The sequence below is a fragment of the Sporosarcina sp. Marseille-Q4063 genome (assembly GCF_018309085.1).
Classification (GTDB): domain Bacteria; phylum Bacillota; class Bacilli; order Bacillales_A; family Planococcaceae; genus Sporosarcina.
This window is the reverse complement of sequence record NZ_CP070502.1, coordinates 1,834,106-1,851,912: the sequence shown is the minus strand read 5'-3', so window position 1 is coordinate 1,851,912 and position 17,807 is coordinate 1,834,106. Positions and strand designations below refer to the sequence as shown.

At 37.5% G+C, this 17,807-nt stretch carries 16 protein-coding genes; 10 read left to right on the top strand and 6 right to left on the bottom strand.

Annotated features, from left to right (window positions below):
• The first annotated feature begins 135 nt into the window (after positions 1-135).
• The 7 genes from JSQ81_RS09480 (at position 136) to JSQ81_RS09450 (ending at position 7,302) form a co-directional block, all read left to right on the top strand.
• Positions 136-387, top strand: a complete 252-nt coding sequence (locus JSQ81_RS09480; protein ID WP_212607373.1) for a hypothetical protein — start codon at positions 136-138, stop codon at positions 385-387.
• 11 nt (positions 388-398) lie between these two features.
• Positions 399-644 carry a hypothetical protein gene (locus tag JSQ81_RS09475; protein WP_212607372.1) on the top strand — a complete coding sequence of 82 codons (246 nt, stop codon included), beginning with the start codon at positions 399-401 and terminating at the stop codon, positions 642-644.
• A complete protein-coding gene (locus JSQ81_RS09470; protein ID WP_212607371.1) occupies positions 605-904 on the top strand; it encodes a hypothetical protein in 300 nt (99 codons plus the stop codon). The genes JSQ81_RS09475 and JSQ81_RS09470 overlap by 40 nt, the downstream gene beginning before the upstream one ends.
• 457 nt (positions 905-1,361) lie before the next feature.
• Positions 1,362-1,880 (top strand): RNA polymerase sigma factor, encoded by a 519-nt coding sequence (locus tag JSQ81_RS09465; protein WP_371812530.1) that lies wholly within the window; start codon positions 1,362-1,364, stop codon positions 1,878-1,880.
• Positions 1,870-2,727, top strand: coding sequence for a hypothetical protein (locus JSQ81_RS09460; RefSeq protein ID WP_212607370.1), 858 nt, complete (start codon positions 1,870-1,872; stop codon positions 2,725-2,727). Before JSQ81_RS09465 ends, JSQ81_RS09460 begins: the two co-directional genes overlap by 11 nt.
• A 2,080-nt stretch (positions 2,728-4,807) precedes the next feature.
• Positions 4,808-6,601, top strand: a complete 1,794-nt coding sequence (locus JSQ81_RS09455; RefSeq protein ID WP_212607369.1) for a DNA/RNA non-specific endonuclease — start codon at positions 4,808-4,810, stop codon at positions 6,599-6,601.
• A 110-nt stretch (positions 6,602-6,711) separates the two neighbouring features.
• Positions 6,712-7,302 carry a YiiX/YebB-like N1pC/P60 family cysteine hydrolase gene (locus JSQ81_RS09450; protein ID WP_212607368.1) on the top strand — a complete coding sequence of 197 codons (591 nt, stop codon included), beginning with the start codon at positions 6,712-6,714 and terminating at the stop codon, positions 7,300-7,302.
• Positions 7,303-7,446: 144 nt separating this feature from the next.
• Here JSQ81_RS09450 and uvsE (JSQ81_RS09445) read toward each other — a convergent pair whose 3' ends face one another.
• Both uvsE (JSQ81_RS09445) and uvsE (JSQ81_RS09440) read right to left on the bottom strand, forming a co-directional pair.
• Positions 7,447-8,412 carry a UV DNA damage repair endonuclease UvsE gene (gene uvsE / locus JSQ81_RS09445; protein ID WP_212607367.1) on the bottom strand — a complete coding sequence of 322 codons (966 nt, stop codon included), beginning with the start codon at positions 8,410-8,412 and terminating at the stop codon, positions 7,447-7,449.
• A 41-nt stretch (positions 8,413-8,453) separates the two neighbouring features.
• Positions 8,454-9,407 (bottom strand): UV DNA damage repair endonuclease UvsE, encoded by a 954-nt coding sequence (gene uvsE / locus JSQ81_RS09440; RefSeq protein WP_212607366.1) that lies wholly within the window; start codon positions 9,405-9,407, stop codon positions 8,454-8,456.
• 242 nt (positions 9,408-9,649) lie between these two features.
• Between uvsE (JSQ81_RS09440) and JSQ81_RS09435 the strand changes: the two genes are divergently transcribed.
• Positions 9,650-9,955 carry a monooxygenase gene (locus tag JSQ81_RS09435; protein WP_212607365.1) on the top strand — a complete coding sequence of 102 codons (306 nt, stop codon included), beginning with the start codon at positions 9,650-9,652 and terminating at the stop codon, positions 9,953-9,955.
• A 119-nt stretch (positions 9,956-10,074) separates the two neighbouring features.
• Here the strand turns inward: JSQ81_RS09435 and JSQ81_RS09430 are convergent, their stop codons facing one another.
• The 4 genes from JSQ81_RS09430 to JSQ81_RS09415 form a co-directional block, all read right to left on the bottom strand.
• Positions 10,075-10,455 (bottom strand): YmaF family protein, encoded by a 381-nt coding sequence (locus JSQ81_RS09430; RefSeq protein ID WP_212607364.1) that lies wholly within the window; start codon positions 10,453-10,455, stop codon positions 10,075-10,077.
• 78 nt (positions 10,456-10,533) lie between these two features.
• Complete coding sequence (locus JSQ81_RS09425) at positions 10,534-10,794, bottom strand: hypothetical protein (RefSeq protein ID WP_212607363.1); 261 nt, start codon at positions 10,792-10,794, stop codon at positions 10,534-10,536.
• 115 nt (positions 10,795-10,909) lie between these two features.
• Complete coding sequence (locus tag JSQ81_RS09420; protein ID WP_212607362.1) at positions 10,910-12,322, bottom strand: PQQ-dependent sugar dehydrogenase; 1,413 nt, start codon at positions 12,320-12,322, stop codon at positions 10,910-10,912.
• A 527-nt stretch (positions 12,323-12,849) separates the two neighbouring features.
• Positions 12,850-14,901 carry a catalase gene (locus JSQ81_RS09415; RefSeq protein ID WP_212607361.1) on the bottom strand — a complete coding sequence of 684 codons (2,052 nt, stop codon included), beginning with the start codon at positions 14,899-14,901 and terminating at the stop codon, positions 12,850-12,852.
• A gap of 195 nt (positions 14,902-15,096) precedes the next feature.
• On the opposite strand from JSQ81_RS09415, the gene JSQ81_RS09410 reads away from it, so the two are divergent.
• Together JSQ81_RS09410 and hemY are read left to right on the top strand one after the other, a co-directional pair.
• Positions 15,097-16,185: a TIGR04053 family radical SAM/SPASM domain-containing protein gene (locus JSQ81_RS09410; RefSeq protein ID WP_212607360.1), complete on the top strand. Its 1,089-nt coding sequence runs from the start codon at positions 15,097-15,099 to the stop codon at positions 16,183-16,185.
• Positions 16,186-16,222: 37 nt separating this feature from the next.
• Positions 16,223-17,641: a protoporphyrinogen oxidase gene (hemY, locus tag JSQ81_RS09405; RefSeq protein WP_212607359.1), complete on the top strand. Its 1,419-nt coding sequence runs from the start codon at positions 16,223-16,225 to the stop codon at positions 17,639-17,641.
• The last annotated feature ends 166 nt before the right edge of the window (positions 17,642-17,807 follow it).

Genomic DNA, 17,807 nt, shown 5'->3' with positions numbered 1-17,807 from the left:
ATGATAAAATATATAGGATAGTAGAAAGGGGAGAATGGAAAATATATAATTCAACGACTAAGAACTAATACAACAGGAAGTGCTACTTACACAAGTGCCAGCAATAAATGGAGGTACGGTAAGGACGCATATGCAGTGAAAATGAATTTAAAAGATAACCCTAGTAAGACACAGTATGTTACTGACATTAATTTATACATGTACTATACAGTTACCCCAATTAGTGGACTACCTACTTATCTAGATGCTTATGGAAAATACTCTCATCAAGAAACCAAGGTAGAAATAAGCCCAACAATAAACTTTGATGGATCTGGGGGCTTTACTTTAACTCAAAACACAAGTTTTACCCATTCATACGTTCATGCTACCTTAAAAACAAAATAGAGGTGAAACGATTGAAAAAAATAGTAACAATTATTTTTTTAGCGATTTCCTTATTTATTATTGGTTCATACTTTCATACTAACTCTAAAGCAGAAACCAGTATTAATAAAAACCTAATAGAAGAAATTGAGAAATTTAGTGCCTTAGATGAGGAAAATCAGATTAAAGCTGCAGAAATTTTAATGGAAAAAAATTCGGAAATAACTATTCCATTGTTTTGTTTAAAAATAACGATGGGATTGGTTATGCAATTTTAGAAAATGACAACTTGCTTGTAGTTACATTTGGAGATAATTGGCAAGGTTACGACCAATTTAAAGACTTTTATATTGTATATGGAGAAAAACCTAAAGATGAGTATCAAGAGTTAAAAATTACAATCGAAATGGGTAATAACCATGAAAATATGGAAGAGGTAATTGCTCTAGACTCAGGCAAGTATTATCTTCATGTAAAAGAGCTTCCAAAGAGCATTGAAGGTACTAGAGTATTTTCAGATAACTATAATTTTAATTAGTAATTAAAAATAAAAAAATCCTATCTACTATCTTAGCCAAAATGTGATACTATATAACAATGAAGATGTTGAAAAAGCTTTCCATAATTGTTGTAACCTTGCGAGAAGCTTTTTTTCTGTTTTAAGAAACAAATTTTTATCACACAAAGATCATTTGTTATTGGTCATAAGTTTAAGTCAAATCACCCTAAATATGAAGGGCTTTCATCAATTCGTTGAATTGTTGTGAGCCTTTTTCTATTCCTTGTTGGATGTCCGTGAATTTCATCCGTTGTTGAAACGTATGAGTATCTTAGAGACAGTTATTTGATGTTTTGGTAGTGGAGACATTAATAGATGTAGCTGCTAAAGCAACCCCTATTTTGCTATAAGTTAACATTCAAAAATAAGACTGTGACTTTATATATTGTTAGCCGTCTAAATGATGAACAGAAAAATGCAAGGAAGGATGAGTTATTTGCCAGATACAAAGGAGGAAATTACGAATTGGTATCATCTTTATAGTGATTCAATATTTAAATATATCTTGATGATGATTAACGATTATCATCAAGCGGAAGATTTGACCCATGATACGTTTATTAAAGCTTATAAAAACCACCATACTTTTCAAAAAAAGTCGAAACCTAAAACTTGGCTATTCAGCATTGCACATAACAACACAATAGACCATATCAGAAAACAAAAACCTATAAAGATTTTTCAAGAAATTTTCCAAACGATGAAGGACTCTGCATCTTTGCCGGAAGATATTTTGGAAGGCAGGGAAAGTTCAATTGAGTTGTATAAAGCGTTAAGCAGGTTAAAGTCCTCCTACCGCGAGGTCATCATTCTCAGGAAAATAAAAGAGTTTAGTATCAGGGAAACCAGTGAAATCTTAAATTGGTCGGAGGGTAAGGTTAAAACAACACTTTATCGAGCAATTCCCGCTTTAGAAAAGGAACTGTTAAAGGAGGGTTTTTTGTATGAAAAATAAATCAATGGATAAGTCTTACTTCGATGAACAACTAAAACAATTAGATAAAGATATTATTTGGGAAGAAAAGAGAAAAAGCAAACTTGAAAATAAAATTTTATTTACGATGGATAGTAATCGTTACAAAAACAAAACTAAATTATTCGGAGGCTTTAAATATGCTTTAAATTTAGGAATAGTGGTTATTTTATTGTTATTTGGCTATTACTTCTTATCTAACAGCATCATTCATCAAGGTGGAGAGAGTTCAACAGGCAACGAGGGTAATCAAACAAATAATAATCCAATCATCGATGATAAGAATGATCATGAAGAAGTGGAAAAAGATGCTCCGGAAAATGATGAAAATCAAGGGGAAAACCAGGAAACTAACATGGAGATTCACACAGGCTCTTCCGAAACAGTAATTAGAAACGTGGAAGGCGAGGACTTAGAGGTTAAAATTATTAATTATCATATACAACCCTATGGTATTGCTTATCAATTTGACGAAGCGTTCGGTGTTCCTGAAGTGAGCAACAACAAAATAACTTATTCAACCGAATATGATTATGAGATAACATTAGAAATGATAGAACACACAAATCTTGAAAAAGCTGTATCCAAAATGCAAGAAAGATTTGAAGCAGAAGGATATGAAGAAAATTATGAATTGGAAAGCACACATGTTGAAGAAAATGGTTTGATAGGAAAAATACAATTTTACGGCGACCATCCAATGAAAGGTTTTATTGCATATGAAATTAATGAACAGGCACTAGTGATTACTTTTCAATATCCAATAGAAGGTGCAGATGCGATGAACCCAATTTTAGAAACCTTACGAAGATCAATTAAAGTACAATAATTAAGAAACCCAGCTAATCTTCTCATGTGAAGGTAGCTGGGTTTGTTTGTTTGCTACGTAAGTGCATCTATTAATTCTTTCAGATTTATTAAAACATCTATGGCTTTACGAATAACGAAGTAGTTTTTGGGGGTAGGAAAATTACTAAAATAGTTGTTTCTATTAGTTGTGCTTGCTACATACTATAATTGAATGGACGTACAAAGTATGTCGTAGTCTTCTGATATGGGCGCTGAATCTATGATATGATCAATAACTAAATACGAAGAAATCTAGACTTTGCAATGAATCTAGCGGCAAAGTATAGCACTTCCGACGACAATTCATCATATAATAATAAACGCGGCATACAATAAAAAAGGACTGGGTGTTTTAGACTCAGTCCTAAAATAATAAACTGTAAGACAAAATCATGGTCGACTTTACGCAGCATAAAACGGTGTAACTGGTTGGGCTCAAAAAGCATTTGGCCGAGAAGAAAGAAGTAATTGTCCACACTTTTGCCGAGGGGGGGCGGTTACTCCTTTCGTGATAAGAAATAGATGACTGACAACGACACCGACATAAAAGCAATCCATCCACCAGAGAGTGTAAGGAGTAAGCTTAGTATTTCGTATGTTGTCATTGGTTTTCACCTCCTTTCAATTGGAAGTGCTAACAAGCGGTCATGCATTCTCCGAAAATGAACTGAAATCTAGATGCAGTTTCTGTAGGGGGAAAATTTATATAGTTAGCCCTACTATTATGTATATGCAAAATCAATATGTATATGTACAATCAGTATGTATATGCTTAATTTTTACGAGAAATGCCTGAAAATTTCTGGGGACCAGTCTTCATACTCTGTGAGGGGGAGATTTATCTCTCTCTTTTTTTTGATTGCCTCCTAAATTACAGTTATATCATTTGATCAACAAGATAACTTCTACTTTATATTCAATACCTTTACAATAATTAAACTTGCTTCAGGAGCTACTCCGATTAGGCTCTTATCGTTCTGCTAATCGACTATAAACCGAGGGAAATTTTGGTATACCCTACTGTGCATTATATCACGGACTGACTATTCAGTCTAATTAATAATGAAAAAATTGAATAATCGATTCGGAAGCCTTATTAAAGAAGTGTTCTCTTTAGCTCAAAATCACTAGTGAGGCTGAGATAATAAAATGTATTTTCTATTTGCAATACATTTTACCTATCACGAGTGAATGTTGCTTAACTAATTATTCGTATCAAGTCCTAAATACGCATGCTACTGAAAAAGAATTGAGTCAATTTTTATCTCTAATTAATGTCAATTATGTAGATGTATAGGTCGGCAAATGCATGTAGGAGTGAGTTATTGCGATCTTGCTGGTAATTCATCATATATATATATAAACGAGACATACAATAAAAAATAAAAAGTGTTTGAACATTCAGTCCTAAAGTGGTAGACTTAGGGTGCAATACTGGTCAATATTGCATATCATCCGACTGTGTAAATAGTTGGATGGAAAATGCATTTGGCCGAGAAGGAAAAAGTAATCGTCCACACGTCTGCCGATGGGGGGGCGGTTACTTCTTTCTTTTAAGAACAAGAAGGCTGACAACGACACCGTCATTAAAACAACTCATTAACCAGATTGTTAAATAAACTGAAATCAAAATGCATTTTTAAAAAAGCTGAATAATTATAGAAGACCAGTTTTCACGAATTATGAAATGAAGATTCAGTACATATAGAAAAGTAAAATGAAAAACGTTTTGGACAGAAAAGTGTCCAGAACGTTTTTTGAATTTCTTAAACCAATAACCTCAAATTGATTCAATCCCTTTATCGCTCATAAGGACCAGGTAAAAGCGATGAAAGCAGGTTTCAAATGGCTAAAGTTATATATTGGATTATAATTGGTTTAAAAATCTCTTGAAATACACTGAAAAAGTAACTTTTAAAAACACGCCACAGGTGTTAGAATAATCTAAACTATTAGAATAAGTATAACTTCTACTATGAATAAGTGTATAAATTTAGCGTAGGCGTCTTACCAGCGGTAGCCGAACAGATTCAAAGTAAATCTTCACTGGGAGGGGAAAAATGTCTATTAAACGACTGGAAAAGTCTCAAGTTTTTAATATGGATCTTGTAGATTTGCAACGACAACAAGCATTAAAGCGTTACATCGCGCGTTCTAGTGAACGTGAACGAATTGCTAGTGAACTGCAAACAAAAAATCCTTTGGAAGTAGATACGCCTGAGCGAGTCGCTCTTCGAAAAGCTATTATTAATCCACGTGATGAGCTTGCAATAGAGCGTATTATTGGCCAAAATGATCTATTTCCTATTTCATATCTTGAAGCAGGTCGACAAGCAGCCAATCCTGTTTGTAGAATCGAAATCCGCGATCGTATAGGCAGAGTTCTCGGACATGCTACAGGCTTTCTTGTATCACCTTCTTTATTACTTACAAATAACCATGTTTTGGAGAACTACGATACGGCTCAGTCCAGTGTCGCACAATTCAACTATGAGGTTGATCTTGACTTAAAGGAACGTCCGATGAAAAGCTTCCGTTTAACGCCCGAGCGCTTCTTTATAACGGATCAGAAGCTTGATTTCACTTTAGTCGCGATAGAGGAAGTGTCTGCTGATGGCACAAAGGTAAGTGATTTTGGGTTCTTGCCTCTCATCTCGCAAACGGGCAAAGGGTTGGTTGGTGAATATGTATCAATTATTCAACATCCTTCGGGTGCACCCAAAGCTGTAGCTATCAGGGAGAATCAAATTTTGGATGTATTTGACGATTATATTCACTACTCAACAGATACCATGCCCGGATCCTCCGGTTCACCTGTATATAATGACGAATGGTTCGTAATCTCCCTCCACCATGCAGGAGTTCCAGATCCAAAGAATCGGGCTGAATTTATAGCAAATGAAGGGATTCGCATAAGCAGTATTATCCAGTTTGTCGTGGAGCGAGGCGCCAACTTGAGTGAAGATCAAAAGTTGTTATTGAATGACATTGTGAAGGGGTGGGAAGTCCAGGGTCATACACCTGAAGAGATGGTAGTTGAGGAGTTAAGCGATTCGTGGTATGAAGGTTCTGCCGGTTATGACACCAAATTTCTTGGTGATGAAGTTCCTCTTCCGATATTCCGGTCTGATCTTGAACAGGATATTGCTCAGTTAAAAGACGGAAGCAATGTGCTCCATTATATGCATTTTTCAATTGTCATGAGCAAGTCACGCCGTTTGGCATATTATACGGCGGTGAATATTGACGGCAATCAATTGATGAAGATTGGCCGTAATGACAAATGGTATTTCGATTCCCGCATTGAAATAGAGTACCAGTGCGGTCCTGAATTATATAAAAACAATTCGCTTGATCGAGGACATCTTGTCCGCCGACTTGACCCTGTTTGGGGAGATTCAGCGAAAAAGGCGAATAAGGATACGTTCCATTTTACAAATTGTGCTCCTCAGCACAGTAAGCTGAATCAAAAAAACTGGCTGGATCTGGAGAATTACATTTTAAACAATGCTGAAAACTCGAATCTTAAAGTGACGGTGTTTACTGGACCAGTGTTCCGGATGGACGACATTATTTACAGAGGAGTTCAGATACCGGCAGAGTTTTGGAAAATAGCTGTTATTGTTAAGAAAGATGGAAACTTATCTGCAACTGCATATTTGCAGACTCAAAAAAATCTTATTGAGAATTTGGAATTTGCTTACGGTGAATATAAAACTTATCAAGTACCAATTTCAAAAATTGAAACACTTACAGGTCTTGATTTTGAAGATTTACGTGATCATGATCCAATCAATCAATTAGAATCTAAAATAGGATATGTCATTGAGGAATCCGCGGATATAAAACTCTGAATTTTTAATATGTTTGGTCTTATAATGTTGTCCTAGTGGTAGCGATTATGTGACTGGGCCTAATAAGATCCCTATTAGGTAGATAATATTAATGAAAGGAGCGATTATAAATGGGGAGCAATAAATTTGATGGAATAAACCAAGTTTCTTATGAGCTGGCAAAAAATAAAATAAAGACAGGAGATATTCTTTTTTGTAGCGGTCGTTATTTAGTCAGTGAGATGATAAAAAAACTGTCAAACTCTATATTTAGTCATGTAGCCTTGTTAGTCTGTTGGAATGAGCACGTACTTGTATTAGAAAGTGTGGAAGATGACGGTGTCAGGGTGGTCCCTCTAACCCATTACCTTTACAACTATGAAAATAGTAAAGAAATGTATAATGGAGAAATGTATGTAGCCCGACATGAAGTAGTTGACAGTCCTGATTTTGATAAAGAAAAAATAAAGAGTATGTGTGGCAATGCGATCAATTTACTTAATCGAAATTATGACAAAGAAGAGATAGCCAAGATTGTTGCACGCATAGCTTTAGGTATTGGGAGGCATAGAGATGATGAAGAGTATATGTGTTCAGAATTCGTTGACGAATGCTTCATGCAATTGGAAATAGAAATTTCACGTGATCCAATGGGGTTTATTTTCCCAGAACATATTGCTGCAGATCCAAAGGTCAAACCATTGTTCGAAATCTCTCCATAAAAAAAGTTGGTCAGTAATGGAAATTTTTTTAATGAGGTTCAAATGATGGTCGTAGTGTATCTGATAAACGGTTTTACTGTAAAAGTTAGCACTAATTTCCAGTAATAAGAAATTAGTGCTCTTTTTTTATGAGTGAGTTTGCATTTACTTTAGGAGAAAAGAAGAGCCATCAATAATTTCAACGTCTTTCCTTGTTTTTACTTCATCTATTAATTTAAAAAGCGCCTCATCTTTCCTCTTGGCCTCAATCATACAGTCAATTTGTGGAATACTCCCCTTTATTACATTGAGGAATCTAAAAAACATATCGACGTCTATGTAATCTGAATGATGGCGAAATGCTTCATCACTCTTAGGACTTGATATATGCATTTTTATTGGGAGCGGAGAATGCTTCCATGTCTGCACCACTCTATTCCAGTTATTTTCCCAATTTGCATCCTGGTGATGGGCAAGATGATGATGATAATCGAATACTAGAGGTATATCTAGTTTTTCGCATAAATAAAGTGTATCTTCTAACGTGAAAGAAGTATCATCATTCTCAAGCATAATCATATTTTGAATCTGTTTGGGGATGTCCATCCAATTATCTACAAAACGTTCAAGTGACATTTCGGTATCTTTATAATTACCACCAACATGCATGACACAGCGGTGTGTTGAATCAATTCCCATCGCTCTTAATAATAAATAATGTAGCTTTAAGGTGCTTATTGAATTTTTCAAGATATGCTTCTGCTTAGAATTAATGAGAACAAAGTGATCTGGGTGAAAATCAACTCTTATCTGATGTTTTTTTGTGAAAACTCCAATCTCGCGAAGCGGCTCTTTTAATGGCTTTATATAATTCCAATCAAGAAGCTCTTCGTGGTTTGCTAAAGGAATTAGGCGAGAGGTTAATCGATAAAAATGAATATCAGACGCTGCATTATGTTTTAAGAGTCTTAATGTGTTGTGCAAATTCGAAAGTGCAATACGTTCTAATTTACGGATGGCAGCTTCCCGGTCATCGATCTTTTTGAATTGAGTAAATGTCATGGTTTGTGACGGGGATGCATTTTTAAGTTCCATACTCATTGCGACATAACCAAGACGCACAATCGTCATTTATTCCACCTCAACAGTTTTATTTATTCGATTCTCCACGGTCACCATTCCACAGATGAACTCGAAATACGTTTGACACCTCGAATTGCAGCTATTTCTTCTACAAGTCTCAGCATAGCAAGGTTCTTTTGTTTTGCTTCTATCATTATGTCAAAGTCCTGATTAAGCTCCTTTGCCATCTTTAAGAAGGGGAGGACAAAGTCCAAAGAAATATAGTCGGCATGTGAACGAAAGGCTTGATCAGATTTTGGTGAAGAAATATGGACTTTGGGTACAATATTAGTATTACGCCAAGTCTTAAATATTCGATGTAAGTAATGCGGGAGGTCAATCTCCCCGTTATTCGCCACATAGTGATGATAATCGAATACCATCGGAATGTTTTCTTTTTCACAAGCAGTGAGCGTTTCCAAAATATCATATGTTTTATCATCATTTTCTAGCGTCATATGCTTCTTAATTTTCTTTGGCAACTTTTTTAGGTTTTGATGGAATCGGTCTAATGATTGTTTTTTATCCCCATAGGCTCCACCAATATGAATATTAATTAATCCCGTATCAAGGGCATTCATTGCCTCTAGCATCTTAAAATGATAGTCCATACTTATTAATGCATTCATTGTGACTTCTTTTCTTGGACTTGAGAAAAGTGTAAAATGATTTGGGTGAAAACTGACTCTAAGCTTATAATGTTTAACTAAATCTCCAATTTCTTTCCATTCTTTTTTTAATGGCGTTAAGAAATCCCACATCACTTCCGGATGGGTTGCTAAAGGGACAAGTGAGCTTGAGAATCTGTACACTTCTATTTCATGCGCGATATTATAATACAAAATTCTTTTTGTGTGCTGTAAATTTTGTGCTGTTATAAATTTTAATCTTTCCATTCTCTCTTTTTTAGGAAGGGTTGAATACCGTGTGAAAGTTAATGTCTTTGAGGGACTTGCATCCCATAAGCCTACTGCATTTGCTACATAGCCGAACCGAATTTTCATCTACTTTACCCCTTTATTAAACACTTTGAAATTGAGGCACAAGTTTTATTTAATATTATACTATTTGCAAAAATCCATTTAAGATACACGAAACGAGAATGGGAAAATCATGAATTCTTTTGCCGAAGATAAATACCTCATTTCATCGGTTGTATCCTAACTCCATGTCAAGAGCAATCTTGAGTAATGTTATTGTCTGGGTGGTATTATATATACAATTCAGACCTAAAGGAGTGGTAATCATGAAATATGTATTACAGGTAGATTTTAAAATGGATGGTCCATTCGGTGAAGAAATGTCAAAGGGGTTCGTTGATTTAGCCGAAAGTATTAATGATGAGTCAGGTGTGGTTTGGAAGATTTGGACGGAGGATGCGGCTGCTAAGGAAGCTGGCGGGATATACTTATTCGAAACGAAAGAGGATGCTGAAAAATATTTAGTCATGCATTCAGATCGTTTAACAAGTTTTGGTATTACTGATATTCGCGGTAAAATTTTTGAAGTGAACGAAGCATTATCACTTATTAATAACGCACCAATTAAATAATCATGGCCTTCCATCAGTTTACTGAACTGATGGAAGGCCTTTACTTCTTTATTGTCAGTATATGGATACTGTTCATCGTTGTTTGATAAGAGTAAAATATCGCGAGTCAGAAAATACCCTTATAAACTTGTTCTTCCGCTATAACCGTGTCTATGGGGATTAGCACCATTTACAGTAGTAAAACCACTAAACTCATGATAATGACCGCCGTTAGGAAGGGGAATAGCTGGACCAGTAACTCCACGAATCTCATGTCGATGTCGATCATCAACAGATGTAAAAGTAAAGTATCTATGAGTGTGTGGAACACCACTTGGAGCTGGTTCAGTAGTTCCGATATATCTGTGATTATGTCCTACATCAAATGAAGTGACACCTCTAAATTCGTGGACATGAACAGGCACGGGTCTTCCATCCCATTGAGTAATAAGAAGCTGATGGGAATGCATAGGATCAAAATCATCTGAATCATACATGAAACCAGAAACGGGTATTTCCAAAAGTAAAACTCCTTTTTGCTTTTTCACTACTATATGCATGGGAGGTAAAAAAGGTATCAAACTTATGTCGACAAAGTGTTAGGCGAATGTCCAGACTGTCAATCCCTCCATAGCATAACCTAGACTGAAATCAAAAGGAGGAAAAAGTAATGACCCGATTTGATTATAATCGATATGACAGAGACGATGATGATGACTATGAATACGATTATGACAGTTATGGGAGACGTCGAAGAAGACGACGACGACGCCCACGCCCACGTTACCAGTACCCATTTTTCCCGATTTATCCATTCTTCCCAATCTACCCACCATACCCACCATACTATCGCTATCCATACTACCGTCCTTACGGCTATTAATATCCGCTTTTAAATATAAAAATAACAAACAAGGGAGCCTGAGTGCTCTCTTGTTTGTTTTATATTTCGACTCAATCAGGTATTCCTATGGCTCACTGAACAATTTCGAAAACAGTACCTACGTTTAATTCAGTGACATTCATAGAGCCATAAACACCTATATAGAGTTTGGTTTGATCCAGATTCGTTCCTAAACTAACATAATAAGATGACCCAGACCCAAAGTTATAATCGGTTTGAATAACACTAAAATCATTTGGTTTACCATCTGTTCTTACCCTACTATAAGCTAAAACCCCTCTACCAGGAGACCCCGATTCATCATTCCGAGCAAAATCGGTAAACACAACGTTACCTGTTAAACCAGGGATTTCATTCCCCATATAGGCTTGCACGCCTGTAAGTGCAGTACCTTCAAACTTATCAGGCCTCGGGTCTTGATGAAAATAACTAGTTAAAGGCTGAAGACGCCCCGGTAAAGTTTTTACTGCTTCATTGTAATAGGCAATCGTTTTCTCATCCAAAGTCGGATTTGCGGAGCAGCTCCTTATAATCGAAGTAGGAAAATCACCTTCCCATCCTCGCCAGCCAAAGTTAATAAATTCTTCTTGGTCAGGTTCAGGTTGCATTATAGAATTTTGAATAAGCTGGGTAACCGGTATTGGTTTATAATGAACGAATGAAAAAATTGACTCTACCAAATCCTGGCCGACATTTCCCACATATTTGATATACTGATTATAAAATCTTTGATATGAAATGCCGGGTATATTTCGAACGCCTTTGGCAATGACCGTAAGGGATTCCTGAATAGGTGCTGGAAGTTCATCAAAACGTGTGACTACGGGTGGATTATGGGTGAGTGTATTCATAACTACATCAATTTCAATTATCTTGCCGGCTATTTCGATATCGTTCTGACTTAAATTAAATGGATCATAGCCTGATCCACCATCTCCGGTTGTTAAAACAAGTCTTCCTGTTTCAGGTGAAAAGTTTAAGCTATTAACACCATTATGATTCATAAATGGTCTTCTTAAGTTAAGTAATGTCCGTCGTTTTTGAGGCCCGCCATTTGATTGTAAAATCCATTCTTCTACTGTATCAATATGATCATATTCGGTTTCTCTATTTATCCACTTGAGGTTTAAAGTTCTGGGATCACACGGGTTAGGCTCAAAAGGTTCAGGAAGAGCACCTGGACCTTGCGTGCCAGCTACTGAATAATGAAGATAAAACAAACCGTTATGATAAAAGTCGGGATGAAACGCTAAACCTAACAATCCCCGTTCATCATATCCACCAGAACCGCCTAGTTTTATGATTCGCGAGCGAATATCTAAAAACGTTTTTATCACTCCGCTTCGTATGTAAAAGATTTCTCCTATCTGGGTTGCAATAAACAATGTTTCAATTGAGTCACCCGGAAGTATAGTTGTTTTCAAAACAGTGGGTAAGTTCACCTTATTTACAATGGGCCTTAAACTAACCTTAACTTTTATCAACTAACTTTACACTCCTTCTTATTGTTTTTCTTTATTAAGAATATGATTAGACCTGTTCTATTAGTACCAAATTAGGTGCGGAGAATCTGACAATGCGTTGTACCTCCGTGCAACGCTATTGGGCATCAAAGCACTTGTCCCCCCCGCCCTTGGAACAACGGCGTACCTTAAAGGGAGAGGAGGGATTGTCCTATAAGGTTAAGTTACTTGTAAACTCAATCTTCTTTCTCTCAATAAGCTAGAAAGGAGGGGGACAACATGTCGCTATTTTTTGAAGATGAAATACAAAAAGTGAAGAGAAGTACTGATCGCTCGGGATTAGAAAACTTAATGTCTCAGGATCCCCGTAATAAACCGAATTGGTCTAACAGAAGTCGCAACACTTCTTCTCGAAGGAATCAACGTAATACCGAAGATCGACAAGAAAACTGGTAGAACAACAATTAAGAAAAGCGCTGACCTACTGTTGTTATCCATAAAAAAGCATCAGCCAGTATTTTTGGGCTGATGCTCTTTATGTTTCAATATCATTTAACGATTTCACGATTCCAATGTCTATGGGCTGCTACTGCCGCAATGAAATCTTCATTGAAATTATCGGTTTCATCCGCGACAACAATTCCTGGTTCTGCTTCAGATGACGAAAATATTTGTTTGGCGGTTGTTGCGATGCCGATTGGTTTGTAATGACGGAATGCTTCATTAATAAAATCAGCCATGTCATTTTTAAATTTTTTCGGATTATTCGCTTCGCCTCCGACAACATATAAACCGTCATATAAGACTGAATGGACCGTTAAGAATGTTTCATTCACTTCGATAGTTAATTGATCGTTGCTGTGAACCTCACCTAGTTTTTCACTAACAATATCAACAATCATACCTGCGCCTAATAACGCATCAACAACTGATTTCACTTCATCTTCGTCGAAATTGTTGCCGATTAACACAGCAATTTTACGCGTATTTGGGAGCTTTGCTGTCGCTTCCTGGCTTAATGCTGGTGAAGTTTCAGTTACTTTTGATTCTTCGACAGCTGCCGGCGGATTAACGCCGACTGCATCCGCAATTGTTGTAGCAAATGCTCGTTCAACATTGGCAAACATATCAACGACTTGCTGTTTAACATCTTTATTTTTCACTTTCCCGACTTCAAAACTGAAGGCATCTATAATATGTTGTTTTTCAGGCGGTGTCATGCTGTTCCAAAAAAGACGGGCTTGGGAAAAGTGATCTTTGAATGAATCACTGCGCGCTTGAATTTTTCTGCCATCTATTTTTTCTTGGTAATGGACATAGCCGCCTTCATCTTCTGTTGAGGTTTCGGGCGTATTATCTGCCAACGAATTTTTATGGTAACTCACTTGTCCAACGTTGATCGTTTGTCTGCCGTACCCATCGCGTTGGTTATTATGAAATGGACATACAGGACGATTGATCGGCAGTTCATGAAAGTTCGGGCCGCCGAGACGAATCAGTTGAGTATCTGTATAGGAAAAGAGTCGACCTTGTAAAAGTGGATCATTCGTAAAATCAATTCCCGGAACAACATTACCTGGATGAAAGGCAACTTGCTCTGTTTCCGCAAAAACATTGTCGACATTGCGGTTCAATGTCATTTTCCCGATTAATTTTACGGGTATTTGTTCTTCAGGCCATATTTTTGTCGGATCTAAAATATCAAAATCAAACATGAACTCATCTTTCTCTTCAATAAGTTGAACGCCAAGATCAAATTCAGCAAAATTTCCTTGATTTATCGAATCCCATAAATCACGGCGGTGGAAATCAGGATCTTTACCGTTTAATTTCTGCGCTTCATCCCAGACAAGGGAATGGACGCCGAGTTTAGGTTTCCAATGAAATTTAACGAAATGCGCTTTTCCTTCTTCGTTTACCAAACGGAATGTATGCACACCGAATCCTTCCATCATTCTATAGCTTCGGGGGATTGCGCGATCGGACATATGCCACATGACCATATGTGCAGATTCCTGGTTATTAGCAACAAAATCCCAAAAAGTATCATGTGCAGACGCAGCTTGCGGCATTTCATTATGCGGTTCCGGTTTTACTGCATGTATGAGATCCGGAAATTTAATCGCGTCTTGAATGTGAAAAACCGGCATATTGTTTCCGACTAGGTCATAATTTCCTTCTTCCGTATAAAATTTCACTGCAAAACCGCGTACGTCTCGCACGGTATTTGCAGAGCCACGATTTCCTGTAACTGCAGAGAATCGAGTAAATACCGGAACTTTAGAACCCGGTTCTTGAAGGAATTTCGCTTTCGTATAGTCCTTCATTGATTCGTATAATTCGAATTCCCCGTGGGCTGCGTATCCTCTCGCATGAACAACTCGTTCCGGAATTCTTTCATGGTCAAAATGCATGATTTTTTCACGTAAATGAAAATCTTCCAGTAGGGTTGGCCCTCTAACACCAGATTTTAATGAATGCTCATCTTCAGAGACTCGGAGCCCTTGATTTGTCGTTAGCTTTTCATCTTTGTCATAAGAACGAAAAGTTTCCAACTGCTCATCTTTACTCGTCTCATTTACATTGCGGTTTTCAGTCAAGTTGATTCCTCCATTCGAATAATAAGTAATCTACTAAACTGTTCCCGAATGGTATTTCCTTAAACGTTAATATTACTGACACAATACGTTGTTCCTATAGTGATGCTTATCACAGCTGCATAGTCGATTAATTACTATTCTTATATGGAAGGTGTTAGTTACTACTATCATTCCAAAATAAGAGGAGTGTTTAATATGCATAATTTAAATGAGGAAAGAGATTTTAACGTGCACCCATTTATCGTTATATGGGAAGTGACTCGCGCGTGTGCATTGAAGTGTTTGCATTGTCGGGCGGAGGCGCAATATACAGCCGATCCGTATCAATTATCATTTGAGGAAGGGAAAGACCTGATTGATCAGATTGCAGAAATGGATAATCCTCTATTCGTATTTACTGGGGGAGATCCTTTAATGCGTCCGGATCTTTTTAAACTTGCGAAGTATTCGATTGAGGAAAAAGGTCTTCCTGTATCGATGACGCCTAGTGCTACGCCAAAAGTAACCCGTAATGCCATTCAAAAAGCTAAGGAAGTCGGGTTGTCGCGTTGGGCATTCAGTTTGGATGGTTCGTGTGCAGAAATTCATGATCATTTTCGAGGGACGCGCGGATCTTTCGATAGAACTATGAAAGGCATTGAATTTTTGAAGGAAGCGGAAATTCCTATTCAAGTAAATACGACCATCTCGAAATATAATCTTCACGATCTCGAGGCGATAGCTGAAAAAGTGAAAGAGATGGGCGCTGTTCTTTGGAGCACGTTTTTCCTTGTACCAACGGGAAGGGGAATGCAAAAGGATATGGTGAGCGCGGAAGAACATGAAGAAGTGATGAAATGGCTTTTTCAAATCCAACAAAAAATGCCTTACGGGGTGAAGACGACCGAAGCGCCTCATTATAGACGGGTTTATTTGCAGGAGAGAAAACGTCTGAGTGCTGAACATTTGAACCGCAGCCCCAAACGAGCAGATTTTCTAGGTAGGGCACCTCAACCGGTAAATGACGGCGACGGTTTTGTTTTTATTAGCCATACGGGTGCTGTTTATCCAAGCGGATTTCTGCCAATTGCGTGCGGCAATATTCGAGAACAGCCGCTATTGGATATCTATCAAAACTCTCCAGTCATGAAAGACTTGCGCGATAAGTCTAAGTTGAAAGGGAAATGCGGTGTTTGTGAATTTAAAAATATATGCGGCGGTTCTAGAGCGCGAGCGTATGCAGTGACGGGAGACTACTTGGAAAGCGATCCCTACTGCGCCTATATTCCAAAAGCATTGAGGTAATTGTTTCTGAACTGATTCTTGAAAGGATGTAGTTGTTTTGGACAAATCGAGCAGGAAAGTTATTATTGTCGGCGGAGGCATCACGGGTTTAAGCGCCGCTTTTTACATGAAAAAGCTATTTGCCGAACAGCAGATTCCGATTGACATTACGTTAATTGAAAAAAGCAAGGTGTTGGGCGGTAAAGTTCAGACGCTTCGCAGGAACGGGTTTATCATTGAAAAGGGACCTGATTCTTTTCTTGCTCGTAAATTGCCGATTATTTCTTTAACAAAAGAGCTTGGAATTGAAGATGAGTTGGTCGGTACGAATCCGGAGGCAAGGACGAATTATATTTATCATAAAAATAAATTGCATAAAATGCCGCTTGGTCTTGTGCTGGGGATTCCAACAAAATTGACGCCGTTCATGAAAACAGGATTAATCTCTCCTTTTGGAAAGTTGCGGGCAGCTTTTGATTTGCTGCTTCCCAAGAAGAGAAATTTAGACGATGAATCTCTTGGCCATTTCATCCAACGTCGACTTGGAAAGGAAGTTTTGGAGAATATCACAGAACCATTGCTTGGCGGAATCAATGCAGGCGATACGCAGACACTTAGCCTTAAAGCGACTTTCCCGAACTTTTTCGAAATGGAACAAAAGCATCGGAGTCTTATAGTGGGAATGGCCGCAGGGAAGAAAAATGCGCCCATTTCAAATACGCCCAATACCGCGACTAAAAGTATGTTTTTGACCTATAAAAATGGCATGTCGACATTAATTGAACGATTAACAGAAGAGTTAAAGTCAATTCGAATTATTAATGGGCAGGGAGTAACCGAAGTCGTCAAAATCGAAAATGGCTATGATGTTCGCTTGGATGACAATACTTTACTTCAATTGGATGGTCTTGTCTTGGCATTGCCAACTCAACAAGCAGCCTCTCTTTTACCTGATGTGAAATCCATCGACTGGCTTAAGAAGATTAACTATGTTTCGGTTGCAAACATCGCATTGACATTCGATAAAGAAGATATTTCATTTCCTTTGAATGGGACCGGTTTTCTCATCCCTGCGAAAGAAGGTACAGTACTCACGGCTTGTACTTGGTCTTCTTCCAAATGGTTACATGCGGCACCTGAAAACAAGTTGCTATTTAGATGTTATGTTGGCCGGGAAAAAGATCAACAATGGGTTAAATGGTCCGATGAGGAGTTATTAGCCAAAGTACTAAAAGATTTAAAAAATATTATGGGCATCGCCGCCACGCCAAATTCCCATGTAATCACTCGAGCGAAGCATTCGATGCCGCAGTATCCTGTAAACCATATTGAACAATTGAAAAAGTTGAGGGAGAACTTAGTAACCCAAAAACCTGGTGTCTTCCTTTGCGGCGCGGGTTATGAAGGTGTAGGCATTCCGGATTGTGTCCAGCAAGGAAAAAGTGCAGCCGAAAAGATGTTGAAGTTTCTGGCATAAAGCCTCAGTTTGACTACTTCCGAGGAATTAGGAAGTAGTTTTTTTATGGGAATTGAAGTTAGAGAAATTTTTATAAGGAAAAACAAGCATCGTAAATAAAATGATTAACCTTGTGAACATTGACAAATAGTGATTGGAGGGTTTCAATTAATGGACAAGCATTCTA

Bases quoted from the DNA above. Each gene is read 5' to 3' on its own strand.
- JSQ81_RS09455 (WP_212607369.1), top strand. From the start codon at position 4,808: ATGTCTATTAAACGACTGGAAAAGTCTCAAGTTTTTAATATGGATCTT.
- uvsE (WP_212607367.1), bottom strand. From the start codon at position 8,412: ATGACGATTGTGCGTCTTGGTTATGTCGCAATGAGTATGGAACTTAAA.
- uvsE (WP_212607366.1), bottom strand. From the start codon at position 9,407: ATGAAAATTCGGTTCGGCTATGTAGCAAATGCAGTAGGCTTATGGGAT.
- JSQ81_RS09435 (WP_212607365.1), top strand. From the start codon at position 9,650: ATGAAATATGTATTACAGGTAGATTTTAAAATGGATGGTCCATTCGGT.
- JSQ81_RS09450 (WP_212607368.1), top strand. From the start codon at position 6,712: ATGGGGAGCAATAAATTTGATGGAATAAACCAAGTTTCTTATGAGCTG.
- JSQ81_RS09460 (WP_212607370.1), top strand. From the start codon at position 1,870: ATGAAAAATAAATCAATGGATAAGTCTTACTTCGATGAACAACTAAAA.
- JSQ81_RS09425 (WP_212607363.1), bottom strand. From the start codon at position 10,794: ATGGATAGCGATAGTATGGTGGGTATGGTGGGTAGATTGGGAAGAATG.
- JSQ81_RS09410 (WP_212607360.1), top strand. From the start codon at position 15,097: ATGCATAATTTAAATGAGGAAAGAGATTTTAACGTGCACCCATTTATC.